This window comes from Salinibacillus kushneri, from assembly GCF_900111405.1.
In the GTDB taxonomy this organism is placed as follows: domain Bacteria; phylum Bacillota; class Bacilli; order Bacillales; family Alkalibacillaceae; genus Salinibacillus; species Salinibacillus kushneri.
On sequence record NZ_FOHJ01000007.1, the window covers coordinates 134,247 to 159,800 of the forward strand.

General features: G+C 34.6%; 30 protein-coding genes and 1 pseudogene. 7 read left to right on the forward strand and 24 right to left on the reverse strand.

All coding sequences use genetic code 11. The features are described 5' to 3' along the window. Positions 1–8: 8 nt before the first annotated feature. Positions 9–710 carry an HAAS domain-containing protein gene (locus BMX63_RS11735; RefSeq protein WP_220083829.1) on the forward strand — a complete coding sequence of 234 codons (702 nt, stop codon included), beginning with the start codon at positions 9–11 and terminating at the stop codon, positions 708–710. 119 nt (positions 711–829) lie between these two features. Here BMX63_RS11735 and BMX63_RS11740 read toward each other — a convergent pair whose 3' ends face one another. The 5 genes from BMX63_RS11740 to BMX63_RS11765 form a co-directional block, all read right to left on the reverse strand. Beyond that, a complete protein-coding gene (locus tag BMX63_RS11740; protein WP_093135812.1) occupies positions 830–1,834 on the reverse strand; it encodes an HAAS signaling domain-containing protein in 1,005 nt (334 codons plus the stop codon). Continuing rightward, positions 1,821–2,171 carry a PadR family transcriptional regulator gene (locus BMX63_RS11745; RefSeq protein ID WP_093135815.1) on the reverse strand — a complete coding sequence of 117 codons (351 nt, stop codon included), beginning with the start codon at positions 2,169–2,171 and terminating at the stop codon, positions 1,821–1,823. Before BMX63_RS11745 ends, BMX63_RS11740 begins: the two co-directional genes overlap by 14 nt. Before the next feature lie 205 nt (positions 2,172–2,376). Then, the gene (locus tag BMX63_RS11750) at positions 2,377–2,874 is read right to left on the reverse strand and encodes a DUF3278 domain-containing protein (protein WP_177167282.1); all 498 of its coding nucleotides are present in this window, start codon (positions 2,872–2,874) and stop codon (positions 2,377–2,379) included. Positions 2,875–2,878: 4 nt separating this feature from the next. After that, positions 2,879–3,067, reverse strand: coding sequence for a helix-turn-helix transcriptional regulator (locus BMX63_RS11755; protein ID WP_177167283.1), 189 nt, complete (start codon positions 3,065–3,067; stop codon positions 2,879–2,881). An 842-nt stretch (positions 3,068–3,909) separates the two neighbouring features. Further along, positions 3,910–5,190: a glycosyltransferase family 2 protein gene (locus BMX63_RS11765; protein ID WP_245732821.1), complete on the reverse strand. Its 1,281-nt coding sequence runs from the start codon at positions 5,188–5,190 to the stop codon at positions 3,910–3,912. Positions 5,191–5,650: 460 nt separating this feature from the next. Here BMX63_RS11765 and BMX63_RS11770 point away from each other — a divergent pair, with 460 nt between their 5' ends. Continuing rightward, positions 5,651–6,181 carry a phosphatase PAP2 family protein gene (locus BMX63_RS11770; protein WP_093135825.1) on the forward strand — a complete coding sequence of 177 codons (531 nt, stop codon included), beginning with the start codon at positions 5,651–5,653 and terminating at the stop codon, positions 6,179–6,181. Positions 6,182–6,303: 122 nt separating this feature from the next. Here BMX63_RS11770 and BMX63_RS11775 read toward each other — a convergent pair whose 3' ends face one another. From BMX63_RS11775 to pdxR, 4 genes and pseudogenes are all read right to left on the reverse strand, one after another. Beyond that, complete coding sequence (locus BMX63_RS11775; RefSeq protein WP_093135827.1) at positions 6,304–6,735, reverse strand: hypothetical protein; 432 nt, start codon at positions 6,733–6,735, stop codon at positions 6,304–6,306. Then, entirely contained in the window at positions 6,720–6,983 is a 264-nt protein-coding gene (locus BMX63_RS11780) for a DUF5643 domain-containing protein (RefSeq protein WP_093135829.1), read from the reverse strand. The genes BMX63_RS11775 and BMX63_RS11780 overlap by 16 nt, the downstream gene beginning before the upstream one ends. A gap of 134 nt (positions 6,984–7,117) precedes the next feature. After that, positions 7,118–7,300, reverse strand: a complete 183-nt coding sequence (locus tag BMX63_RS11785; protein WP_093135832.1) for a DUF4179 domain-containing protein — start codon at positions 7,298–7,300, stop codon at positions 7,118–7,120. 233 nt (positions 7,301–7,533) lie between these two features. Further along, positions 7,534–8,948: pseudogene (gene pdxR / locus BMX63_RS11790) on the reverse strand (MocR-like pyridoxine biosynthesis transcription factor PdxR). 137 nt (positions 8,949–9,085) lie between these two features. Here pdxR and BMX63_RS11795 point away from each other — a divergent pair. Beyond that, positions 9,086–9,901, forward strand: coding sequence for a DMT family transporter (locus tag BMX63_RS11795; protein WP_342732730.1), 816 nt, complete (start codon positions 9,086–9,088; stop codon positions 9,899–9,901). A 490-nt stretch (positions 9,902–10,391) separates the two neighbouring features. Here BMX63_RS11795 and BMX63_RS11800 read toward each other — a convergent pair whose 3' ends face one another. The 5 genes from BMX63_RS11800 to murB form a co-directional block, all read right to left on the reverse strand. Continuing rightward, the gene (locus BMX63_RS11800; RefSeq protein ID WP_093135834.1) at positions 10,392–10,946 is read right to left on the reverse strand and encodes a SurA N-terminal domain-containing protein; all 555 of its coding nucleotides are present in this window, start codon (positions 10,944–10,946) and stop codon (positions 10,392–10,394) included. 144 nt (positions 10,947–11,090) lie between these two features. Next, positions 11,091–11,459, reverse strand: a complete 369-nt coding sequence (locus BMX63_RS11805; protein ID WP_093135837.1) for a hypothetical protein — start codon at positions 11,457–11,459, stop codon at positions 11,091–11,093. A gap of 138 nt (positions 11,460–11,597) precedes the next feature. Then, positions 11,598–12,002 carry a hypothetical protein gene (locus tag BMX63_RS11810; protein ID WP_093135839.1) on the reverse strand — a complete coding sequence of 135 codons (405 nt, stop codon included), beginning with the start codon at positions 12,000–12,002 and terminating at the stop codon, positions 11,598–11,600. A 230-nt stretch (positions 12,003–12,232) separates the two neighbouring features. Beyond that, positions 12,233–13,003: a phosphotransferase gene (locus BMX63_RS11815; protein ID WP_425441484.1), complete on the reverse strand. Its 771-nt coding sequence runs from the start codon at positions 13,001–13,003 to the stop codon at positions 12,233–12,235. 305 nt (positions 13,004–13,308) lie between these two features. After that, positions 13,309–14,232 (reverse strand): UDP-N-acetylmuramate dehydrogenase, encoded by a 924-nt coding sequence (gene murB / locus BMX63_RS11820; RefSeq protein WP_425441485.1) that lies wholly within the window; start codon positions 14,230–14,232, stop codon positions 13,309–13,311. Positions 14,233–14,598: 366 nt separating this feature from the next. On the opposite strand from murB, the gene BMX63_RS11825 reads away from it, so the two are divergent. Continuing rightward, positions 14,599–15,117: a hypothetical protein gene (locus tag BMX63_RS11825; RefSeq protein ID WP_093135844.1), complete on the forward strand. Its 519-nt coding sequence runs from the start codon at positions 14,599–14,601 to the stop codon at positions 15,115–15,117. A gap of 282 nt (positions 15,118–15,399) precedes the next feature. Then, positions 15,400–15,744, forward strand: a complete 345-nt coding sequence (locus BMX63_RS11830; protein WP_093135847.1) for a four-helix bundle copper-binding protein — start codon at positions 15,400–15,402, stop codon at positions 15,742–15,744. Between the two features lie 138 nt (positions 15,745–15,882). Here the strand turns inward: BMX63_RS11830 and BMX63_RS11835 are convergent, their stop codons facing one another. The 10 genes from BMX63_RS11835 to BMX63_RS11875 all read right to left on the reverse strand — a co-directional run bounded on the left by BMX63_RS11835 (position 15,883) and on the right by BMX63_RS11875 (position 23,678). Then, complete coding sequence (locus BMX63_RS11835) at positions 15,883–18,045, reverse strand: heavy metal translocating P-type ATPase (RefSeq protein ID WP_245732823.1); 2,163 nt, start codon at positions 18,043–18,045, stop codon at positions 15,883–15,885. A 394-nt stretch (positions 18,046–18,439) separates the two neighbouring features. Further along, positions 18,440–18,826 carry a VOC family protein gene (locus BMX63_RS11840; protein WP_093135850.1) on the reverse strand — a complete coding sequence of 129 codons (387 nt, stop codon included), beginning with the start codon at positions 18,824–18,826 and terminating at the stop codon, positions 18,440–18,442. A 320-nt stretch (positions 18,827–19,146) separates the two neighbouring features. Further along, positions 19,147–19,614 (reverse strand): GNAT family N-acetyltransferase, encoded by a 468-nt coding sequence (locus tag BMX63_RS11845; protein ID WP_093135853.1) that lies wholly within the window; start codon positions 19,612–19,614, stop codon positions 19,147–19,149. Positions 19,615–19,819: 205 nt separating this feature from the next. Beyond that, on the reverse strand, positions 19,820–19,996 hold the full coding sequence (locus tag BMX63_RS18080; protein WP_177167284.1) for a hypothetical protein: 177 nt from the start codon (positions 19,994–19,996) through the stop codon (positions 19,820–19,822). Positions 19,997–20,165: 169 nt separating this feature from the next. After that, on the reverse strand, positions 20,166–20,546 hold the full coding sequence (locus BMX63_RS11850; RefSeq protein ID WP_093135855.1) for a hypothetical protein: 381 nt from the start codon (positions 20,544–20,546) through the stop codon (positions 20,166–20,168). 174 nt (positions 20,547–20,720) lie between these two features. Next, the gene (locus BMX63_RS18290; RefSeq protein ID WP_220083830.1) at positions 20,721–20,876 is read right to left on the reverse strand and encodes a hypothetical protein; all 156 of its coding nucleotides are present in this window, start codon (positions 20,874–20,876) and stop codon (positions 20,721–20,723) included. Between the two features lie 190 nt (positions 20,877–21,066). Continuing rightward, entirely contained in the window at positions 21,067–21,336 is a 270-nt protein-coding gene (locus BMX63_RS11860; RefSeq protein ID WP_177167285.1) for a VOC family protein, read from the reverse strand. A gap of 211 nt (positions 21,337–21,547) precedes the next feature. Beyond that, the gene (locus tag BMX63_RS11865; protein ID WP_093135861.1) at positions 21,548–22,087 is read right to left on the reverse strand and encodes a DUF5412 family protein; all 540 of its coding nucleotides are present in this window, start codon (positions 22,085–22,087) and stop codon (positions 21,548–21,550) included. A 172-nt stretch (positions 22,088–22,259) separates the two neighbouring features. Continuing rightward, a complete protein-coding gene (locus BMX63_RS11870) occupies positions 22,260–22,619 on the reverse strand; it encodes a GlcG/HbpS family heme-binding protein (protein ID WP_093135863.1) in 360 nt (119 codons plus the stop codon). 498 nt (positions 22,620–23,117) lie between these two features. Next, complete coding sequence (locus BMX63_RS11875) at positions 23,118–23,678, reverse strand: isochorismatase family protein (protein WP_093135866.1); 561 nt, start codon at positions 23,676–23,678, stop codon at positions 23,118–23,120. 764 nt (positions 23,679–24,442) lie between these two features. Between BMX63_RS11875 and BMX63_RS11880 the strand changes: the two genes are divergently transcribed. Next, positions 24,443–24,823 (forward strand): MerR family transcriptional regulator, encoded by a 381-nt coding sequence (locus BMX63_RS11880; RefSeq protein ID WP_093135868.1) that lies wholly within the window; start codon positions 24,443–24,445, stop codon positions 24,821–24,823. Between the two features lie 2 nt (positions 24,824–24,825). After that, positions 24,826–25,521, forward strand: a complete 696-nt coding sequence (locus BMX63_RS11885; protein WP_093135871.1) for an SDR family NAD(P)-dependent oxidoreductase — start codon at positions 24,826–24,828, stop codon at positions 25,519–25,521. Positions 25,522–25,554 lie beyond the last annotated feature (33 nt).

Genomic DNA, 25,554 nt, shown 5'->3' on the forward strand with positions numbered 1-25,554 from the left:
ACTTAAGAGTGTACTTATTTTCAAGTGGCAAAAACGAGCATGAAATTGAGAAAATCATATCTGAATTAGAAGATCATCTCATGGAAGCTGAGAAGGATGGAAAAGATGTAGAACACTTAATCGGACAAAGTCCTAAAGAATACATGGAACAACTTGCAGGTGAAATGGCATTTGATCTCAAAGGATTGTTAAAGTATATACCGGTTTTGCTTATAGGTGTATATGCTTATATCCTACTTGGGAATGCGGTTCAAGGCGGGATTGAATATTCATTATTGAAAGTCATAGGGGATTTGACCATCTTTATTATCATGATGACCTTATTTGCAGGTTCATTTAAATATGTGGCGAGTCACACATTGTCTAAAACTAAAGAACGAATTCTCTTCTTCCTTTTGGGTAGTATACCGGTTGGATTATTTGTTGGATTAATGTTTCTTGATAAAACCGTTGATACGCCATCCATTGAATTTAATCCATTAGGAAATGCCATCACCATTGGTTTGTGTATCTTAATTTTTATTGCAATCTCTATTTGGAGTAAAACGTGGGTATCCATTATTGTCCCTGCTATCCTTTATTTACCTGAAGTATTCCTAAGAATGACACCATTAGATAAAGAAATCCAAATGATTGTAAGTATGGTCATCATGTTTGGGGGATTATTCTTATACTTTTTTCTTGTCAACAAACAAGAAAAAATACGATAAATAGTTATTCATAGGGGTATTCATTTTTCAAAGCAATGAATCCCCTCTAAATGATTAAGCTAAAAGATGTTATCTATTTTGATAATCCCTTCTTCAGCTATTCCCTATGTTTTTCAGAATTAGCTCGTTTTTACATTAGCTTTCCTAAAACGATCAATTATCGATATTCCTGAATGTACCAATGTTATCGTTATTGAGCCCCCTACCAAAATATTTTTGATATTTGTAAGGGTTAAATTAAACCAATCACTTAGTTGAGTAAGAAATTCAACTGTAAAAAGGTCAGCCCGGGTTAGAATGATAATAAATATAACGGCCGAGACGAATTCATAAATCATATTGAATGTAGCCAATTTTTGTGACCACTGTTTTTTGATCAATTTATATATAGCTAAGACAACCTCTGCGCCAATTAATAAAACAATCCATGTCCAAAACGACATAAGTACATCCTGGTTAAAAACTGGAATCACCAATCTTAGACCATTGGCACCATTTTCATATATACCTAATAAATGATCCGCGTAAAAATAACCGGTTCCCCAAAATGCAGTCCAAATCAATCTTGCATAGACTTCAGATGTTTTAATAGCTTTCTTCTCTGAAACGTTTTTAGCCTGTTTTAAATGTTCAGGGCTCCAGGATTTGAAACCCATCCATCTAGGTAAACCATCATTCATTCCATCTACACGTTCAATTAAAGCAAAGATGACGGTCAGCCAAACAAAAGCCTGAATCGATGCAGTAATGACATTTGAAATGACATCACCAATAAGAGAAAGCAGGGTTTGTAAAGCCGTATTGTCCTCAATTGAATTTAAGAATTCCACACCTACTACTGTTAAAAGGGAAATGACAATAGCAATCGGCAATATGATTTTGAGTAATGACATATAAACATCATAATATTTCGGACCAATTAAATGCATAGGTTTTTCCCGATATTTGTTGGCTAAAACAGCAGGGTCACCCATTACTTCAAGCACCTGATAAACATCTTCTTCACCGTAATTTTCAGGAAGCATATCATAAATGGCCGATTCAAGCTCTAATGCAATATCCTTTCGTTCATCTTTGGGCAGCCACCTAGTAACCTCCTGGATATAGAGATCAATCAAATTCATGTTCACCTTCCCCCTCACTTAGGACACCATACAGTTTTTTGGTATTTTTCATCCATTCCTTTCGCAATTGGTGAAAAACTTCTTCCCCATACCCACTTAATTGATAGTACTTTCGTGGCCGTTTATCAGATTTATCCCAAAAACTCGTCACGAGTTTTTGTTTTTCCAGCCTTCGTAACAGTGGATATAATGTACTTTGTTCAATTACTACGCCGAGTTCTTTCAGTAACTGAACGAGCGAATAACCATATTGTGGTGATCTCAATTGACTTAAAACCGCCAGTGTTAAATTACCTCTTCTGATTTCGGTTAGGAGTGAATGAATTAATGGATCCATATCTTCGCCTCTTCCTAGTACTGTATGACGTACACTATTTATATACTATACATCATACAGTATAAAAAAATAATTTCAAGACCTTTTAGAAAACTATAATCTAAAAATGCATTCTGTAAAGAACAATGAGGGTAAACCCCTAAAGATTTAATAACGAATAAAAGCAGCCGCTCTTCATTTGGAAAGAGCAGCTGCTTTTTTATAACTAAAAATGCTTCTTTAACTTTGATTTAGAAATTTGATAAAGGAGAGTCCCGTATAGGATTCCTCCAATCCCCCATATAACTGTTTGCACCCAGTTTACGACAATTTCTCCCGTGGACAAATAAGGAAATAAATACTGCATAATAAAAAACATGAAGAGTCCCCATTGAATACCAGCTAATATGGATGATTTTTTTATACGTTTCCTTTTATCCCTATACTCTTCTATAGAAGCACAATCTGTTTCATCAAGCTGCCTTTTTCTTAACCTTGTCATGATTAGCGTTGCATAGACCATATTGATAATGAAAAGTAATAGGGTCATCAAAGAAAACTGATTGTGAATCGTATCCAAAATAAGACTTACAAACATTAATAACATCGACAAATACCACAACAAAATGCCTGAGAAGGCTAACTCTTTATAGATTTCGTGTTGTTGATATTCATCTCGATTGTCAACTGCTCCAATAAAGTGATTTAGCAACTTTTCTCTCATTGTTTTACTCCTCCCAAAATAAGGCATTTAAATCTGTTTTCAGTACTCTGGATAAAGAAATACACAACGACAACGAAGGGTTATACTTATCATTCTCAATTAAATTTACCGTTTGTCTTGCCACCCCTACTTTTTTGGCTAATTCAATCTGAGTGAATTTCTGTTTCATCCTGTACTCTTTGACTCTATTCAAGACAAACATCCTTTCGGTCATTATATTTACAATATATATGACTTTTTGTTATATGTCAAATATATATGACACAAAATTTATCCAGTATATTGGCCCGAAGACTACTTTGTTACTGAAATTCTGTATGAAAACCATGCCAAAACATTTGTTGGTAATTAATTACCTTTTATGTAAATTTTTGTTGAAATAAAAATATTAAACAATCAGTTCTATAACTTAATATTTCACAGGAGTTGAGGATGTTGGCTTTATTACGTTGTTCCCAGGCTTTAGCTTATTTATTAAGCTTTATACTAATCCTTCTTTTTGTCTCTTCAAATCTAATTTTTTGGGGATTTACAGTTTTATGGAATATTACGATAGGTATATACGGATTATTTAAAAAGAGCCCATATAATTCTTTAACTCTATTAGGGGTTGGATATGTTTATGGGGTTTTATTACTCATGTTTTATAAAACCTGTTTCATCATGTAATCACTTCATATATAAAATGGAAACCGATTATGAAATCATTTATGCACCCATATTTAAAAGGCTCTGTTAAATATGGGTGTTGATTTGCGCTCCAGTGCGCTCCAATCAACCTGGTATTAAATCAACAATAAGCTTTAACATAGCCTATTACATACAAAAGGAACTTGGCTTTAGGTGGCTGCTACCTTAAAAGCCAAGTTCTATTTCTATTACATATACATCTTCTATTTAAGCAAGGTTGTACGATAAGGAATAGTCTCTTACCAGTAAAAAGATGCGTATCATTCATTATCCTTCTTTTCGTCGTAATAATTCCAAAAATATAATAGAAGCCCCAAAATACAATAAGAGGGCAGCTATGCTGTTTCACCGTATATCTTCAAGTGCTTTCACTTCAGTATGCGATATCGGTTTCCAACTTACTTTCTTAAATAGTGCGACGACTGCAATAGGAATATAGGTAAACATAAAAATAGGAAACGTGAATACATAACTCACTTTTTTCGGACCAGAACAGTGAATGTTTTTCCACTCAGTTAAGGTGGTAATAAGACCAATCAAACAGAGTAACCCATAATAGCCTATAAAGGATTCAAACAATGCCTGATTGGTTACTGTTGCGATCTCGCTTTTTTCTAAAATGATTGCCGTTAAGTAAAAACATGTATTTACTACCATGCTAATACAGGAGATAAGAAGGGCTGGCATGATGGTCATCATCATATCGTAGCATGAAAATCTATTACCTTTCCCTTGAAAAATTTGTCTAGTCAAATTGTTACCGTATCTTAGAAATACTTGATAAAAACCTTTGGCCCAACGTAAACGCTGGTTCCATGATTGCTTGAGAGTGACAGGCTGCTCGTCATAAAAGATAGCCTTTTTGCAGTATCCAATTTTTTCTCCTTTCATGATATGATCTATGGAAAACTCAATATCTTCTGTTAAGAGGTGATGAATCCACCCTCCATTATCTCTAATCAAATCTGTGCTTACCAGAAATCCGGTACCCGAAATAGCACAGCTGGAATTAAGAGTCATCCTGGGAAGATTTAGATATTCAGACTCATGCAAAAACCAAAGGGAATATCCAGCAGAAATCCAGTTTTGGCCAAAGTTCTTCGAGTTTCGATAGCTGGTTATCACTCGGTAGCCCTGATTAAAAGTTTTATTCATTTCCATAATATAGTTCTCTTCAAGAACATTATCTGCATCAAACACAAAATATCCATCATAGTTTTTAAACGAATATTCCTTTTCGATGATTTTATATATGTAGTCAAGGGCATATCCTTTTCCAATACGTGTTTTGTTAAAACGCTCTCTAACAATTGCTCCTCCTTCCTTCGCTACCTGGACGGTTTGATCCGTACAGTTATCTGCTACAACGAAAATGTCAACATATTCTTCGGGATATTTTTGCTCTTTAATACTTCTAATTAGCTCTCCAATCACAAGTTCTTCATTACGGGCTGCTATAATGACAGCATACTTGTTCAGTTTATTGCCATGTTCAACTGACCTTTTCCTCCCTTTCATCCTAAAAGCAATAAACATATAGACAAACCTATACGAATACAACAACGTGAATAGTACGAACATAAGGAAATTAAAGGATTGAATCGACGTGAAAATAGATGAGTCCAAATTGACACCCCCATTTAGTTTATTCCCCCTCCTTATATCCTTTCACTCGTTATCTATCATTTAAAGACCAAAGGTTGTCTTCCCATTTCAAGGTGCAAAACTGGTTCGTTGACTTAAAACCTTTTAAACCAAATAGTGAAGGACTATCTCTATCTGTGTAGTATATCAGCTGAATTCCATTAAAGGATTAATGCCTTGTAAATTTAACCTAAATATTTTTGATGGTAAATTTAATATATCCTGCATTTGTATCACCCTGTTCAGAGGAGTGTATATCAACTGCTTGTAGAAGCGTCTCATGGATAAATGATCTTTTAAAAAACACTCTTTTAGAAACAGCCTGCTATTTTTTCTCAAAAACTCAACATCCCTTTTAAATTGTCTTAACATTGGAAGATTAAAATAGAATTAACTTATCTACTTGAATTAGAATTAGTCAATTATGTGGGGGTAGATAGTATTGAATCGTATTGTCACATGGATATCAGTCAATGATAGGTATGCATTTCAAATCATCAATCATAAACTAAGATGTAAAGGATTGGATTTAATCTTGCCAAGAGTAACACATTTAGGAGGAGCAACATCCACGATTTCATCTTTGCTATTCATCATTCTTTTATCTGAATCAATGTTCCGACTCGTAGCAATAAAGTCGCTTTTTTCCCTGGCATTAAGTCATCTTTTTGTTCATATCATCAAAAAAATATATTGCCGTGAGCGCCCTTATGTGAAACTTCCTGATATTCAATTAGGAGTACACCCGCTTAAGGATTATTCCTTTCCTTCTGGTCATACTACGGCCATTTTCTCCATTGCTGTTATCTTTGCATTACACTCCTTCATCTTAGCGATTATCCTCCTACCAATAGCAATGTTAGTAGGGTTTTCGCGAATGTACCTCGGTTTACATTATCCGACTGATTGTATTATTGGTGCGTTACTTGGAACAATAAGTTCCTTTATCGTCTATTTAACGCCATTTTTTTAACAAAAAAATTAGCCAGAGTGGTGGCTTATTATTTAACTCTTTCTTACCAACGAAGCTCCCTAATCTTTGCAGATTAGGGGGCTTCATGTTCAGCTATTTCACACGTATTTTTTGCTGTCCTTCTATCCATTCAGGGAAAAAGGACAGTTTAATAGATACAGGCGAGGAAAGCTCGCAGCCGTTACATCTATTTGAGAATATCCCTTCTCACCAAATCCAAATTGCATACTTGAAGTTGAGTTAATTTCTTTTCCGTTTGCCCCGATAATGGTACTAAAGATCGAATAATGAAATTCCTCTTCTGTATGGAGTTCTGCCTTCAATGTGTCTCCATCTATCTGGACGTTTCTAAGTTTCTTTCCATCCGACTGCTGCATGATTCTTTCTTTTTCCATATCAATGATTATCTTGCCCTTTCCCCGGTCAACTGCCTGCATGCGTTCTAAAACGAGGTACAGTTCCTCAGGATCATGAAAATAATTGCTTTGCATGAAAATGGTCTGTTCATGATCTGATGTGCGACTTGCTGTAACGCCATTCATATTTTCCCCCATGTTTCTCCCTGCTCATCAACAAGCTGTACATCTTCATAGTTTAGAATTTCCTTTGTATTATCTGAGTCCGCTTTTAGCCTGATGGCTGTGCGAATCGGATTAACCGTTACATCTAAAACTTCAACCCTTTGACCATCGATAACGATTTCCTGATTAATCTTATACGTTTTTTCACTTGGGATTTGCTGAGTGATCGTAAATGGGATAGTTATTTCCTCACTGGAATTTCTTAATCGGGCCTCAAGCACAAACTCTCTGTCTTCATAAGGTTTATCAAAGAAAACTTCAATCGTTCCACTGAATACATTCTTCTTCTGATTATTCCGGTTGGCTCCGCCTAGTGAAAGAGATTTGTAATCAACTCTTTCTCCATCAGCCGTTTTTAACCATACATCTTGAAGAATAGATGGGTGCTAGATGGGTGCTCGGTTTCTTCTTTATCTTTAAGCATAAAGAGTACAAACCCCTTTTGATCTGCAATGACTCCATCCAGTGTCATCGTTACTCCATTATGCTCTCGAGAAGCACCCATTTCCTGATAATGATCATTCTGAAAAGCACACATCCATTTCCAGGGTGTATCCCCCTTATACGATGTATCTATATATTAGACTGCGGAGTGATAAAAAAGTTTTCGTTATTTAGAGAAAATCAAAAGTTTTGTAAGATAAATCGTTAAATAAAATCTCTCTACAAAAAAAGAACTTGAAGCGCCAAGTTCTCTTAATCATAACAACATTTTCACCAGCCTTAAGCTAAGGTCCAGTATCTATTAAAAGAATGTAGTTTCACAAACTTTCATTTATATTGATGTTTAATGATTTCACTTAATTGAAATATACCTTCGTTCAGCTCATCTAGTGAGGCATATCCATAGGACAAACGTATATATTGCCCTGATTGTTCTGCATAAATACGACCAGGATTTACAAGAATACCGCTGGATAAAGCCTTATCAAATAGCCTTTTTACTTTAAAAGTTGATTTTATCCTAACCCATATGAAGAAGCCACCTTTTGGTATTTCCCATGTAGCATAGGGACTTAAATATTTATTAAGACTATCTATCGCCACTTTTCTACGATTCCGAAGCTGCTCTCTGACATCTTCAAGATGATGATCGTACAAACCACTGGATAACCACTCAGCCGCCACCAACTGAGATAAGGTACTTGATCCATAATCGGATTGCATCTTCAAATCAGCTAATCGATTTATAACAGATTCCGGACCAACTACCCAGCCTATTCGCAGGCCTGGACTTAGGGTTTTTGATAAACTGCCAAGATACAGAACATTCCCGTGATGATCTTTTGATTTCAATGGCTCTGGTGGCGGGTTGTCAATCCATAAATCGCGATAAACATCATCTTCTATAACCGGAAGCTGTTCTCTTACACAGTATTCGATTAGCTCTTCCCGTCTTTTCTTCCGCATTAAAGTACCTGTTGGATTATGAAAGGTTGGATTGGTATACAAAATATTTTTCCCTTTTCCTTTGTTTGATAAATGGAATCAGTCATAATGCCTTCTTTGTCCATTGATAAGCTATTCAATTCCATACCAGCAGATTGGAAAACCGTTAGTGAATATAAGTAGGAAGGAAATTCCAGAAAAACCGTTGATCCTCTTTTTAAAAGACCAATAGAAATTAGATGAAGGGACTGAAGCGCACCGGACACAACTAAAATAGATGATGGCGAAACGTTAACACCTCTCCGTTTCAGATATTCACTGATAGCATGGCGTAACTTTACATTACCTTTTGGTTCTTCGTATCCAAACGGTGTTAATTGACTTGAAACCTTTTGCACAATGGATTTCATTTTCTCTAAAGGGAATATCTCCGGTGATAATTCACCCTTACTTAGTTGAATCAGACTATCGTCAGATTCAGCCTCATTAATTTCCTGCACAGTCGAGATACTCGGTTTATGTATACCTAACGTAACGTTTTCGTTCCAATTGGTTGAGGTCTGTTTCCCCATCAAGGTCCAGGTGTTATTGGTGACAACTGTTCCTTTGCCTGCTTTTCCTTCAATTAGGCCATCTGCCATCAGTTCTTCCAGCGCTGTAATGACCGTACTGCGATTGACCTCAAATTGTTTTGCCAAATGACGCTGACTAGGTATTTGACTTCCGATTGTCCATTCACCTTTTGAGATCCTTGCCTTAATATACTCAACAATTGCCTGGTATTTGGGTTTTTTCATATGAACTCCTTTACCAGCTTCGTTTCAACTGGTTGGTTTTTTTAGTTAACCTGTTGAAGACATTTTACCAAAGGCATATTAAGATGGGAAACATCAAAATGAACTGGTTGGATTTAAAGTTGAATAGAGGTGTATATATGTTAAAGTCACTAGATTTCAAAATTATTTTAGCTCATTTGATTACCATCACTTTGTGGGCATCAGCTTTCCCCGGTATAAGAGCTGCATTGACGGCATATTCCCCTGAGCATGTATCTCTTCTACGGTTATTGATTGGGTCAGCAGCACTGATTTTTGTAGCACTTATTAAAAAAATTCGCTTACCAGAATTAAAAGATATACCTGCCATTCTATTACTTGGTTTTTTAGGGTTCTCCGTCTATCAAACCGCACTAAACTTTGGAGAACAAACGATTAGTGCTGGGGTAGCCAGTTTACTGGTTTCAACAACCCCTCTATTTACGGCTCTTTTGGCTCTACTATTTTTCCGTGAGAAATTTGGAATTTGGGGATGGATAGGTTCATTGATTGGATTTTGCGGAGTGGCATTGATCTCCTTATACGGGACAAGTGAAAGTTTTTCCTTTAACTCAGGGATATTCCTGGTTTTACTTGCATCCCTTGCTGAAAGCTTTTACTTCGTTTTTCAAAATGCTTATCTAAAAAAATATGGTTCTATTACTTTTACAATGTATACAATCTGGTCCGGTACTTTTTTCATGCTGATCTTTTCACCAGGGCTTGGGGAAGCAATCATTCATGCTCCGATGGACACAACCCTGGTGGTTGTTTATCTAGGTATTTTCCCAAGTGTTATTCCTTATTTTATGCTTGCCTTTATGACTTCACGAACAGGCGCATCCGAAGCAACAAGTTCACTTTATTTAACTCCTATACTTGCTTTTGTTATTGCATGGATCTGGCTTGATGAAACGCCCTACTATCTGCCATAATCGGAGGACTCATCACCTTAACAGGGGTATTTCTATCAAATATAAAGAAAAGAGATTCGATCAAAGAAAACGCCAATACTGAAAGTCAGATCTAGTCCATACCGGTTTCAAATTGGATTATATGATCAAACAGGTTGAAAGAAAGGATTCAGGAATGAAAAAAGGTGCAAAAAAGCACCTCTTTTTTTATAAGTAGTTCAGTTTTGGAGTGCAAACAATAAAAACGTATTATAAAATGAGCGTTGAATTGCATAGCAATTTGATGCTCGTTTTTCATTGTTACGTCAATATTAAATTGTATTTTGAGTAGTTATTTATATAGAAAAATGTAACCCAAATTGCGATCTACAATAATTATTGAAGAACTGGAAAATCATGTGCAAAAACCAATGTAATTTGAGGTACAAAAAAGAGCAAATTCCTTATCGAAAATGCTCATTCTTATTAAACTAACGCCCCATTTAGTTCAATAACAAATTATATTTATCCATTATTTAATTAGTATTTCAATTTCATCTTCGTTTTCTTTTAACAACGCATCAATTATTTGTTGTATTTCTTCATTCATTTCTTTAGCTTCTTCTTCTGTTTCAGGATTGCCATTTAAATGTTCTTTAAAAAATTCATTTTGATATGCACTTCTCTTAGCATTTCTCTCTATAAACTCCTTATGAAACTCTTTTGGCTTCATATCAAACCTTTCAGACTGAGCCTCTGCAAACTCTCTGATTTCATTTGCTTTATCAGTATCAACATTTTCAGAAGGATACTGACCAAAGTATTCAATTGTCTCTTCGACTTCATCTGAGACATCTATTCCCATTTCTTTAGCTTCTTGAATAACAACAGTTTCCCTAACCTTTGATTCAATAGCTTCAGGTAAATCTTCATCTTTCACTTCAGCAAAAAAGCGAATGTCCCCAACTGTTATTTCTTCTCCCCTTACAATAGCAGCAACATCATCATTATCATATTTGGTTGAATCAGAACATCCAACTACGAAACTTATACTTATTAAAATAATACAACTAATTAATTTGTTCATAATTTCACCTCTAAGTCTATAAGTGCCAACTTTGTGATAAAAGGCTTCTTCAACTATTCTGCCTCTTTACTTCAATAAGCGATGGAGCAGTCGTATTGACAACTGCTTATTCAGCTAAAGCATCCCGTTAACACAAGAAGATACCTAGTTATTATATCTTAATATTTCATAAGTTTCATCTTCTCTTTTAGCAAGAACTACATCAGTATTTTCCTCTATTGAAAATATAGGCGTTCCTTCTTCCAAATAGTTTGACATGAAATCTTTAAATGGTAGTACATCAACTGGGACCTTTTTATCTACTTTTCCAATTTTTTCGTTAATTGTATATTTATCTTTATTTACATTTCCAAGAGAAGTATATTGAACCCCATTAACTTTTAGTAATGCAGCATAGGAACCTGAGTCTCCTCCCGAATTACTTGAATTATTGTCATTGTTCTCTTGAAGGTCATTTGAGCAACCTGTAAAAATTATAAATATTAAAGAAACTAATACTAACAAATACTTCACTTTTTATCGCCCCCCTAATAATAAAGACGCGTTGTTTCATACTATAGTTCCATAATTCTTGTTCAATATTTCTGTTTCTTTAAAATGATAAGGCTTACATATCTTGTTGAAGATAAGCCCCCGTTTGTTTAATAGTTATCATTTTCTTAAACTGTCTAATAAAACAAAACCAAAGACAATTCCAGCTGTTGTTGTCAATGTTGTATTACCTGACATTACCAACTCTCTGCTAAATAACAAATTCACCTCAGAATAGTAAGACAGTATTGGGAGTATCGTGATATATAAGGAAGGTACACCTACTGCAACTATCTTTATCCAATCAAACTTCCATTGTTTCGTCTCTTTAATTTCAACAATTAGCTTAGGCAATCGTAAGCACATACCTATAAAAATAGGAAATACGGATGAAAATAACAAAACAGGCATTAAATCAAATGTTATATTCCCTTCTTCCTCTAACCAAATTTGATACTTCACACCTAAATAAAAAACAAATCCCATAATAACCGCACAACCGAAATAATATAAAAATCTTTTCATTTCAAATCCCTCCTTAAAACTATTTACTTAATATAAATACGAAATACTCTCCCGATATATTTAAATATTCGGCTAATTATACTTATTAAACTCTTCTGCTTGGATAGCTCAATATCTTCTAAACTAATATTAACATAATATTCCAATTATTTATCGGGTAAAATAAAGACGACCAAAATGTTGATCGCCCTGTTCAACTATTACTCCTTTGTTAGTTCAATAAGCTAAGGTTAGAAAAATTCATATAGTCCTTGATCAAAATATTGAAACTCTTCTTTTGATACCTTGTAACGTTTATATCCGTCGTAAAAAGCTCTTCTGTATTCTTCATTATTCACAAAACTTCTGATAGCTAGGGATTCATCATATCGAGGGTCTCCAATTGTCATACCTGCCACATCAATAAATAATCGAACTTCTCCATTTATCACTAGAACATTTTCAGTTGTGCAATCTCCATGAATTACAGTCTGTTCGACGGGAAGGGGTTTATTTAACTTTAACTTCTCTAACAGTTGTAAACTACCTTTTGTTTGTCCATGTTCCAAATAGCTTTCGGCTTTAACTAACTGATGATCCAACCAATCAATATTATGAGTAAACGAATCTATTGGATCTATTTCATGGAATTGTTGAAGAAAGTGTCCAAAGCTCCTAATTAACGATTTCTTTTCTGTTGTACTTTTCGCTTGCTCTAATGCAGAAGTTAAGGTTATTCCGTCCTCAAATGACATTATTAAATGGCTTCCACGCTTTTCTTCGATAAAACCATAAAATTCAGGAACTGGAATTTGTTTTTTATTATTTAGCTTTTTTAGTACCAGAGCTTCATCCTTTAACCATTCTATATATCTTTTCTCAAATGAACTTTTAAGTAAATAGCAACCATTATCAGTAATGATTTTCTGTACTTCAGAAGTACATCCTTGTTCATCCAACATTATAATTGTTTTTGTTACACCAATTATTTCTTCAACCTTTTTTATCAATTGTGTATTCACTTCTATACACCACACTTTTACTTTTGGTAATTCTATTATTCGTTCAAACTATCCTGCTGGTTTAGTTGAATAACGTTTTTTTAACTTATTTTACCATAGGTGTTAATTATCCTAAAATTCTCTCGATTCATTATACAACTTGGATTACAACAAGCTTTACATTTTAGACTACAATTTCATATGAAAAAAGTAGTTCAATTAGGGGGTACAAATTACAATTTTATACTCCAAAACTGAACTACTTACTTTTTTAATAGGTATTTATTTTACTGTCGCTTTAGCTACTTCTGATTCTATTATTCTCCTTAGTCTTCTCCTAATATTTTTACTTCTCTTTCAAGCTCTACACCGAATTTTTCTTTAACGGTTTCCTGAACCATTGTAATCACCCTGATATAGTCTGTCGCTGTAGCATTATCTTTGTTCACAATAAAACCGGCGTGCTTAGTGGATACCTCTGCACCACCCACACCTTTTCCTTGTAAGCCACTATCTTGAATTAATTTTCCTGCAAAATATCCGGGCGGCCGTTTAAATACACTGCCACAAGAAGGATATTCCAACGGTTGCTTGGATTCCCTTTTATGTGTAAGGTCATCCACCACCGCTTTGATTTCACGATAATTTCCTGGTTTCAAATCAAATGTTGCTTCTAAAACAATATAACCTTTGTCAGGTATGTTACTGGTACGGTAACCTAAGTCTAATTCATCTGCAGATAAAGTGAGTACCTCACCTTCCCGGTTTACCACAACAGCGGATCTTAAACAGTTCTTTACTTCACCTCCATAAGCGCCAGCATTCATAAATAAGGCACCGCCTACGGTTCCCGGAATTCCACAAGCAAATTCTAGGCCTGTTAACCGTTCTTCGAGGGCTTTTCTTGAGGCATCAATAATTCTTGCTCCGCTTTCAGCAATAATACTGTTTCCTTCTCTGCGAATAGACCGAAAGCGTTTAAGACTCATCACAATGCCACGAATTCCACCGTCCCGAATAATTAAGTTGGATCCATTTCCCAATAAAGTAAAAGGAATACCTACTTGGTTTGCCAGCTTAACAACCTGCTGTACTTCTTCTATATTTGCCGGGGTAACAAAGAAGTCTGCCTTGCCGCCTAATCTTGTGTACATATAGTTTTTCAAGTATTCATCCATCATCACATTTTCTTCAGATGTAATGTCCCGTAACTTTTTATAAATATGATGGTTATTAACCAATTTAATCATCCTTTAGATAGCCTTATCGTGTTTTGATAGTCATGCACAAATTATAATAATGAATTTGATTTCTTACATATATAATACTACAACATTATTGAAAATGTTGCATAGAAGAAAGAGGGGAAAGCTAAGAATGGTCAGGCATTAAAAATGAAAAAAATCCTGATATCGGAAACGTTAATTTGTTTTTACGAAATCAGAATCTGAAGCAAAAGGTATTATCAAGGGGATTTACTTAAACTCTCCTTCCAGAAGACTTTTTTCCATACCTCCTTTTCCTAACTTAATCACCGAATCAGCTTATGGAACACATTACTTTCACTCTCATACATTATAATAAATTAACCTATATTGAATGGAAGAGGTGTCTTTATGGCTCATTTACCCGCTGTAGATCTGGGTCTTATGGCTGATCATCTATCAGCCCATGAAGGCGTAATTCATAAGTTAAAAGCTTATCAGGAAATAGTTACTAATCACCAGTTGAGAGATATTATTAGATTGCAGGAAAATGTAATGCGAACACACGTCTGGGTAATGTTAGCCTTAATAAACCCCGAGTATAGCCATTATGTTGAAGTACCACCATTAAGTAATGGTAGTACTAAACATAGCTTCAATAGTGAAAAAAACGAAATAAGTCATAATAATAAATGGATTGTTTTGGAACTGCGTAATACGGCCAAAAATATGTCGAGTACAAATTATAACTCTGCTTTAATGATGCAAAATACTAATGTAATAAATGCACATATTGAAATGGCATTACAACAACACCAATTACAGAAAAAGTATGATGAATTTATAACACACATGAGATGGCAGTTTGTTCCCCGCGTCTCCGTAGAAGAACAGGTAAACACCTTTTTACATTTCCAACATCTTTTATAATATAGTCTGATAAACCAACATAATAGAAGTCGCCCTCTATTATATTGGCAGGTACGTTACAATAGCTAATTTTCATCGTTCACCATATAGCCGATGTAGCCAGGAAGATATATCCCATTCCCTCCTTTCACCACACCTTTACAAAAATCACCCGTAAAAAAATGGTTAGTTCAAGTCTAAAATACCAATAGTTTCTTCCGTTTACATTCAGTTCTAGTTAGAGCATATTATTTTTCAACTTGAGAAAACTACTACTGTTCACATTATAAGGAGGGATAACTGATGGGGGTACTTTCTGGTTCACCATCCAATATGGATCAATGTATTGAAGAATGTTTAAAATGTGCTCGTGCATGTGAAGAATGTCATACGGCATGTCTACAAGAACCAGATGTTCAAGCACGAATCACATGTATAAAACACTTAAATGATTGTGCTGAAATTTGTTTCCAATCAGCAGCACTTATGGCTAGAAACAGTCAAAGTGCTAAGGATTTTTGTAATCTTTGTGCAAACATGTGTGAAGGCTGTGCAACGGAATGTGACAAATTTCAAGATGAGTATTGTAAGGAGTGTGCCAATATTTGTCGTACTTGTGCCAACACATGTAGACAAATGGCTTCATAATATAATTTATAAGAAGAGCTTTGGGGAGCCTATCACTATCCCAAAGCTCTTCTTATTTCTAGTACTATAGTTTAAAATACTCATCATGTTTAATGAAAACGCTTTGAACACTTTATTCCAGGATTGTAAGCGAACTACTTATGTCTTTAATAACCTCGCATTGATTGCAACAATGATGGTACTTAAACTCATTAGTACAGCACCTACCGCAGGACTTAACACAATTCCAATCGGAGCCAGGACACCAGCAGCAAGTGGAATGGCAAATATATTATACCCTGTTGCCCACCATAGATTTTGTACCATTTTTCTATAAGTTTTTCTTGATAAATCCATAGAGGCAATAACATCATTCGGGTTACTTTTAACGAGAACAATATCTGCCGTTTCCATTGCTACATCAGTCCCTGCACCGATTGCAATACCTAAATCTGCTGTTGCAAGTGCAGGAGCATCATTGACTCCATCCCCTGTCATAGCAACCTTCCAACCCTTATCTTGAATCTTCTTCACTTGGTTTGCCTTATCATCTGGTAAAACTTCTGCGTAAACTTCGTCTATACCCAATTGCCCAGCAACCCAGTTTGCTACTTTATTATTGTCACCTGTAAGCATAATCGTATGGATTCCTTTTTCCTTTAAGGTTGCAATGGCCTCTTTCGCTGTTTCACGAACCATATCTGCAAGTGCAATCATGCCAATTAACCTATCTTCAAGCAGGACAAATACAACTGTTTTTCCTTCTTCTGACATTTTGTTAAATAATCGTTGATCATATGTTAAATTATGACTATTCACATAGCCTGGACTAACAACATTAACTGTTTTACCATTCACTGTTCCTTGTATGCCTTTACCCGTAATGGATTCAAAGTCTGTTACTTTTCCTAATTGAACCCCTTTATCTTTTGTTGCTTTTACAATACCCTTTGCGATAGGATGTTCAGAGTTTTGCTCTAAACTTGCTGCTAATTTCAGGATTTCTTTTTCACTATAGCCTTCATTAGGTATGATGTCTGTTACACCAAATTCACCTTTAGTCAATGTTCCGGTTTTATCAAAAACAACCGCATTAAGATTACGTGCACCTTCAAAGTTTGCCCGATTACGGATTAACAAACCTTTTTTAGCAGAAATGGCTGTCGAAACAGCAACTACAAGTGGGGCAGCTAGTCCTAGTGCATGCGGACAGGTTATAACCATTACTGTCACCATACGTTCCACTGATACGCCAAATGAATAACCAACTAATAACCAACTAAGTAACGTTACAATTCCAGCTGTTAGAGCAAGGTAAAATAGCCATTTTGCTGCACGATTTGTTAAATCCTGTGTTTTAGACTTTGATTCCTGTGCTTCTTTAACCATTGTAATAACCTGAGATAAATACAAATTTTCGCCAGTTTTTTCTACTTGAATCGTTAGTGATCCTTCCTTATTAACTGAGCCACCGATTACTTCATCTCCTGTATTCTTTTCAACTGGAATAGACTCGCCTGTTAGCATGGACTCATCAATGGCTGACTTCCCATCAATAATGGTACCGTCAACCGGAATCTTTTCACCCGGCTTTACAAGAACTCGGTTATTACGTTTCAAATCTGACAGTGGGACATCTTGTATTTGACCATTATCATCTAATCTGTGTGCCTCATTTGGCATAAGTTTTACAAGCTGCTCAAGCGCATTAGAAGCCCCCATCACAGAACGCATCTCGATCCAATGGCCTAACAGCATAATGTCAACCAGTGTTGCTAATTCCCAAAATAACTGATGACCATCCCATCCAAATACAACAAGAGTACTGTACCCATATGCAATGGTGATGGCTAACGCTATTAGCGTCATCATTCCAGGACTCTTTTCCTTTACCTCACTAATGCCTCCAGTTATAAACGGCCAACCACCATAGAAGAAAATGATAGAGGATAACACAAATAAAATATACATATCCCCCATGAAATTCCAATCTACACCAATGAAATCCTGAATCATCGGAGATAACGCAAGAATTGGAATGGTAATAATGAAAGAAACGAAAAAACGTTTCTTAAAATCACCTACCATATCTCCATGGTTATGATGATCATGGCTTTCCTGACCACCATGATGATGGCTGTAATTCCCATGACTATCATGATTATGACCATCATGACCGCCCTGCTCATGATGGTTTTCATGTATAAATTTATTATTATGGTCATGGTTGTGATGTTCATGGACGTGGTGTTCATGATTTTGATGATTATGGTTGTGCTCACGATAATTGTGCATTTGCTTTTCATTTCTGTTTTTAGCCATTTACACCACTCCCTAAAAAGGATTTTATTTTGTATTTTGTTTTACATAAAATATTTTCTATTACAGCCTATAATACGATACCTCTGTACGGTACATTTAAACATGGTACTATTAAAATAGAACTATCCTACTCTGATAGTTCTATTTTTTACGTTTTTCGGACTAATATTTAATAAAAATTAGTCTATTTGGTTTTTAATTAAGCTTGAACAAGCAAGTATTAACAATCAACTAAAATTTTATCCATATTATTCAACTATCCTGCAATGCAAGAAGTGAATTCACTTCTTTCTCATTCATAAAGATACATTTCTAGTTTAAAATGATATTAATGTTATTTCATTTTAAACATGTATAATCCAGCGCTGGAATTTAGGACTGGATTAACATAAAGTTATTTTCTCTGCGCTATCTGAATTAGGTTACAGCATGTATCATCGAAGACAGCTATTGTGACTTCATCCATTTCTGTTGGCTCCATGGTAAACCTTACACCTTTTTCTTTTAATCGTTTATACTCTTTGTGAATATCTTCAACGCCAAACATTGTTGCTGGAATTCCTTCTTCAAATAACCTCTCTTGATACTCTTTAGCAGCTGGATGGATATTCGGTTCAAGTAGAAGCTCAGTACCCTCTTGTTCATCGGGAGAAACAAGCGTTATCCACCTAAATTCTCCGGCGGCAGTGTCCTCTTTTTTTACGAATCCCAGTGTATCTGAATAAAACTCCAGTGCCTTGTCATGGTCTTCTACGAATATACTGGTAACAATGATTTTCATTTCGTTTTTCCACCTTTTTATTTTCTATGTTGGTATACGGATAACCATCTGGCTGCCATTAACACGTCTAACATTTATGTCATAACTCTATTTATAAGTATATTATATACTTCAAACGGGGAAGCCATTAATAATTATCCCAGCATCAAGTCTTCATAATCCTTCTTAGCTTTACCATTTATTTCACATAAAGCAGGCAAGGTTTAACTATTTTTTATTAAGTGGTATAAACAATAAAATGGAAGGAACTCTCTTTACAAGTTTAGAATTTTTATTTGCACTTTTAGCTACAGCGGCAACAGGATTTTTTAATATATGGTTCATGTTATTTCCTTTACAAATAACACCCTGTCAATGCCCTTTCCCCCGTAGTTAGAATGAACGTTAATACCGTCTATTTCTTTATCTCCTGGTACAATACTAAACCCTATCCTTGTGTGATAAGAAATGGACTTCTTATTTACAATTGAAGTGATACACTTTACTGTATTTACACCATGTTTCCTAACTTCTTCAAAAAATAGCTTATACAGTTTACTTGCTATCCCTTGTTTTCTATACTTAGGATTTACTCCAATGAAATGAATATAAGCCTCATTATGTTGAGATTGCGATAGAAATCCAATTAAAAAACCTATTATTTCACTATCATTCTCGACAATAAAACTCGTATTTTGAAAGTGGTCAAAGAATAACCTGGGCAGAGACATGTTCCTCCCATCCCACCAATCACTTAATATAGGTATAATTCTTGTGTAGTCTTCTGATTTGATATTTCTTATTACCATCTTTACTTTCCTCAATTCTTATATTATTCTGCCTCGTTACTTCAATAAGAAAAAACTATTCTCCTTCTTCAAGAATAGCTACCTGTTTGTTAAATTAGATATTACTCAATATCACTTGTATATTTTACTAATTCACCATTATAAGAATTAGTATTTTTTGCATAATTCGACAACTCCGTTAAAAGCACCAATTCGCTTAACAACATTATTTATTCAATTTTCTCCAAATCAAGGATGCAATCAGAAGTACAACACCTACTGAAGCTCCAATAAGTTGGAATAATAAAAGTTCACCAGTTCTAAAATAACGAAAAATAAATGTGCCACCAAATATTACAAGTAATGAAGTCGCAAATTGAATAAGAAATAAGTTAATTTTCATCAAATCTCTCCAATCTATACAATCACTCTCACTCTAATCTTAACACTTATATTTCATTTAAAATTTTCCATTTTGTTCAACATTCCTGCTCTTTAACGCAATAGGAGCTGTCACAATCAACAGCCCCTTGTTTTAACTATTGCACCTGCTAGTACAATAACATAAAATATTATTCTTTATGATTTAATGATTGGTTTGTACCTTCATTGACGCTATCAATTTGTATAATTTCTTTTGTATTATTTTTATAAGTGTAAAAATAAGCATTTTTTGGTTCATCTTCAAAATGAACAACTGCTTGGTAATCACCCGTATGGATCAATTCGTTATCTTTGCTTAATTCGACTATCGCAACAATATATATTTCTTTTATATCCGTTTCCTCATCATACCCTTTATTTTCTAAGTACGAAATAGTGTCATTCTTTAATTTACTCTTCTCCTTATCCAAAGTGAAAAGTTGAAAACCATAAATGAGTAATCCAACCATTAAAGCTCCTACAAGCCATTTCTTTTTTGAAATAATAATCCCCCTATTTTGAAATTCCATTTTTTAATATAGTAAAGAATCGTCTCTGCTTATTGAAGATACACCCCAGTTAGCATAATACGAGAAGAATCATAATTACATTATTCCTCCTGTGAAATTAGATTCTTTATTATCAATGTAATGGAAAATACTATTAGTAATATTAATCCGACCAATGATAAATAATTAGTAATTTTAACAAGCAACCTCTCCGAATATATGTCCTCCATATCCACTTGGAAATATTCCAAGTTTAGCGTGGCTAAATAGCGGAGTATTTAATAAAGCAAGCAAAGCACTTCCTAAAATACAATCACTAAACTGCTTCGTGAGCTCAAGATCCTTACCCATATTTAACACAATATTCCATCAATTCGCTCCAAAAAAATAAAAGACCATCAAATGATGATCTTCTTGTTAAATGTTTGCCCCCGTTAGCACAACAGTGATCATTAGTCATTTGCCGTTGAAGAGGTAATTCTTAGATAATATCCATCTGGATCAATTATTCTAAAATCCTCCAAACCCCAAGGTCTTTTAGTCAATTCAGTCTGGATTGGATACTTTTTTCTACTACTCTGTTATAAACATTTTTTACATTTTCCACTTCTAAGACTATTTCAACTCCTAAACCAATTTGTTGGCCGTCAACAGCTTTAAGAGGGTGACTTTCAGGCAAATTTTTCATTTCCCCTAAGCCTAAAACCACATCATCTTTTCTAACGGGTATGTAATTTTTATTAACATCTTTTGGTAAGCTAAAACCTAAAACACTACCATAAAACTCCATTGATTTATCTATATTTTTCACGAACAATTCCATTCTTAGGTTCATTTTCTTTTCCCCTTTCCAACGGCTAACTATACTAATAAAGCATAATTAGCACTAAGTGATTTATTCAACTATTCTGCCCCGTTACTTCAATAAGCGATGGAGCAGTCGTATCGACAACTGCTTATTCAGCTAAAGAACCCTTTAGTTTAATTGTTGTTTGCATTCATATATGCTATTCTCAACTTAGTCACCGATAACCAAAAGTATCTCCTTTTTCTAAATTCAAAATATGATTATTTATGGATACTTTATTATTACTTATCCATTTTACATTTACATCTTCAGTTCTTTTTTGGTAGTAAATTCTTTTTGAAAACCATAGTGGTCCATTCAATTCAGCTCTTATCCCGAATGTTCCAGCTGCCCCTGCATCCCATTGGTAGAAATCAATGGTGTATTTTTTGTCAGGAGAACTAACCGTTTTAATATGTTCACTTGCTCCCATAGAAGAAAAAGTGAGTTCAAATAAAACGACCAAAAAAAGTACGAAAGATGCCAAATATGATAAGATTATTGTTAACCAACCTCTTGTTTTTGTTCTCCAATTTCTCTTGTCTTTAATACCTAAAATTCCTAAGACAAAAGCTAGTAAACTAAGCAATAGAAGAATGGAATTTGGCGGTGAGATCAACCAAGTGTTGTTTGTATTAGAATATAATGAGTAGACTGCTAACACTAAACATATAAGTATTAAATAAAAGGAAAATGAGTTAAATCGTTTATCCAATTTATTCTCCCCCCATTTTTACCTTCATTAGGACAAAAGCAATCGCTTGCTTTTTGAGGGATGCCATCTTCTTAAAGAATAGCCCCGTTAGCTTAACAAGCCAAAGTTATTGTTATTAAAGTCTTGTACTGAAGCTAATTACAAACCTTTTCAAGAGCATCTCTTAATACTTCTACATATTCTTCTCCCGTACCCCAATAGCCCCAACTACTTTACCATTTATTTTAATAGGTAATCCACCTTTTTGTGGTATATATCTCCCTTGTGTAACGGTTGTTATTGCATTAACAAACAAGGGTAACTTTTCTCCCCTTTTTGCTACCTCCGCACTTGTTGTTCTAAATGCTGCCGAAGTATAAGCCTTCCCAATAGCTACATCAATACTAATAAACTCAACATCATCCATTCTATGGAGGGCAATCAAATGACCACCAAGATCTACAATTGCAAAAGTCATATTCAACTGGCTTTCATTGGCAATTATTTCAGCTGTTTCTATAATCCTTTTAGCTATTTCCAAATTAAGTACCATTGCTAAAAACACCTCTAGTAGTATCTAGTGTAAGTCTTCAACAAAAAAGTAGCCCAATCCTTCTTGAAGAATTACGCCCTTTAGTTAAAACACTAAATTGTACGACTTACTAATCGTCTTCTTATTCTTCAAATGATGACTTATACTCTTGGAACTCTGTATGCTCTGACTAGCAATATGGTCATATGGTGTATAACTATTATAAGGGGGCCTTTTCCAGTTACCAATTTATACTTTCCAAAGCTTACTACCAAAATTACAAATACCGAAAAAATAATTGCCAATTAAAACACTTCCGTTTTTAAGCAAGACCTATTTTTTCATTTTCGAATAAATATTATTTACTGTTCCTATTGTTAAATTAAAGCACCCCGTTACTTTAAGTGTAATGGTTCACATACTTTAACGTTTTAAATTATATTCCAATTCTACCTTAATAAGTAATACCCAAGATAAATCTCAAGAACTAAGAAATTGGGATATTGCTCTACTAATCAATTATTCCCTATATGAATTATGTGTTGGATAGAATAACTCTTCTTCTGTATTTCTTACAATGGAAAAGTTTTCAACATTGTAATGTCCATGAAGAGTTTCGTTATGATGCTTTATCATTTGTTCTGCACTTAAAACATCGCCATCTGTTGTTGAATGTCCATCCCCAACTAAGGTGACATCCATTCCATTAATAGTTGCCGTTCGGACTGCACTATCTATGCAATGTTGGGTTGCACATCCCATTACAACAACATGTCCAATTTCTTGAGATTTTAAGTAATTTAGAAGTCCTGTACCCTGAAACGAATTCGTTGCTGTTTTTTCAAAGAAATTTGCATTAGTAGGTACATTAATTTTTTCATGAACTTGAAAACCTTTGCCTATTCCTTCTGCAACCTCCAAGTCCCTTACAAAGACAATAGCAACATTAAAATTATTTGCTTTTTTTATCACTGCATTGATATTTGTGATAAGTTGTTCCTTTTTGTAAATAGCACTTTCTTCTTGATTCCCTTCAATTAACTCCTGCTGGGCATCAATGATTAACAATATTTGCTTCAAATAATTTTCCCCTCTCAAATTGGGGAAACGTTTTATTTAATTTGACGTTTTCCCCTTAATGTTTTTAACGTCGATATATTTTTTCTTTTTCATAATATCTACCTCCTACACTAAGATTGTCCTCTAATTAAGTGTTGAAATTTTCAGATAGTTAATAGTAACATATTATAGTTGAAATAACACCCCATATCGTCAATTAGTTTTTTCACTATCATTCTGCTGCGTTACTTTAAGTACATTTCTTCACAATCTCCTATTCTCCCGCATATCATTCCTTTTTTTCTATTCCAAAGTTCCTAAGCCCTCATTCTCTTTATAAAAATCTCTCAACACTTCCCCCCTTCCAACTCCCATTCTTCCGTCGCCATTTATAAAAAAGTCTCAACACAAAACCCAATTTTCCCGAATTCATTTTAAAAATGTAACTTTATTTTTTAAGGAATAAATCGTTCAACGAAAAAAGCGTCTGAAAGAAGCCAGGATATAGGAAATACCTTTTTCTCCAACTTCTTTCAAACGCTTGTATCAGAACTTTATTTTCATGAAATTAGGCTTTTGGTCAAACTTTTTTATCAATGGTGGGAGTTTATTTTGTATCTACAATCTTTGTGAAACCAAAATAAACTCCTTCTAAAATCCACCCCTCAAACCCGCATTCCACCGTTTCAGTTAAAATAAAGTTTTGTATTGACTTAAACCATAATTTAAGTTGTATGATGACTATGTTGACGAAATGAAATCATTCAAATTTTGGGGGTCTCCAAATGAGGTATTATTCAATAAGTGAAGCTGCTGCCAAGTTCAATATTCCAAAATCAACACTACGATATTATGAAAAAAAAGGATTACTTCCACTAATTGAGCGTGATGAAGTTGGAAGGCGATTATTTTCAAAAGATCAAATTTCGCTACTTGAAACGGTCATTTGTTTAAAAAACACGCATATGCCAATAAGTGGAATTAAACAGTATATTGATTGGGTGGTAGAAGGAGATAACACCATAAATCAGCGGCTTGAAATGATGAAGAATCACAAAAAATCGGTGCTTGCAGAAATTTCATTAATGACAGAATCTTTAAAGGGGATTGATTTCAAGATAGATCGTTATACCAAACATATTATAGATAGAGAGGAAGGAGAATAAATTTGAAAAAAGGATTAGTTACGGGAGCAAATAAAGGAATTGGCTTCGAAATTGCCAAACAATTGATGGAGAAAGACTTCCATGTATTACTTGGAGCTCGTGATATAAATCGTGGAAAAGCGGCTGCAGATGAGTTGGGAGAAAACGTTACCTTTATTCAGCTCGACTTGAGCAGTGCAGACAGTATTTATCAAGCTGTACAAGAGGTTAAAAAGGAACATTCCGATTTATCCTTACTAATAAATAATGCTGGTATTGGTGGCAATATGGAACATGGTCCAATGGAGACAGATATCCTGGATTTACGAGAAGCATTTGAAGTAAACTTTTTTGGAACTTTTGAACTAACACGTGGAATCCTATTATTGATTAAAGAAAATGAAGGTACTATACTAAACGTCACGATGGAAATGGCTTCCTTAGCCATTCTTTCACAAGGTATTCTACCAAATTCATTTACGTATAACACTTCAAAGACAGCAAACAATGCCATGTTGGTTGGTTTTGCTCATGAACTTAAAGATACACAAGCACAAATTTTCGCCGTAACGCCTGAACCAACATCCACAGATCTAAATGATCATTATCCGCTTGGAAAAACGCCAGCAGAAGGTGCTAAAATAATTGTTGATTACGCAACAGATGGTAAATGGCATCATGGACAAATGCTAATGAAAGATGGCTTTATGCCATGGTAAGGATCTTAATATAGAGTATAAACTTAGCTGATT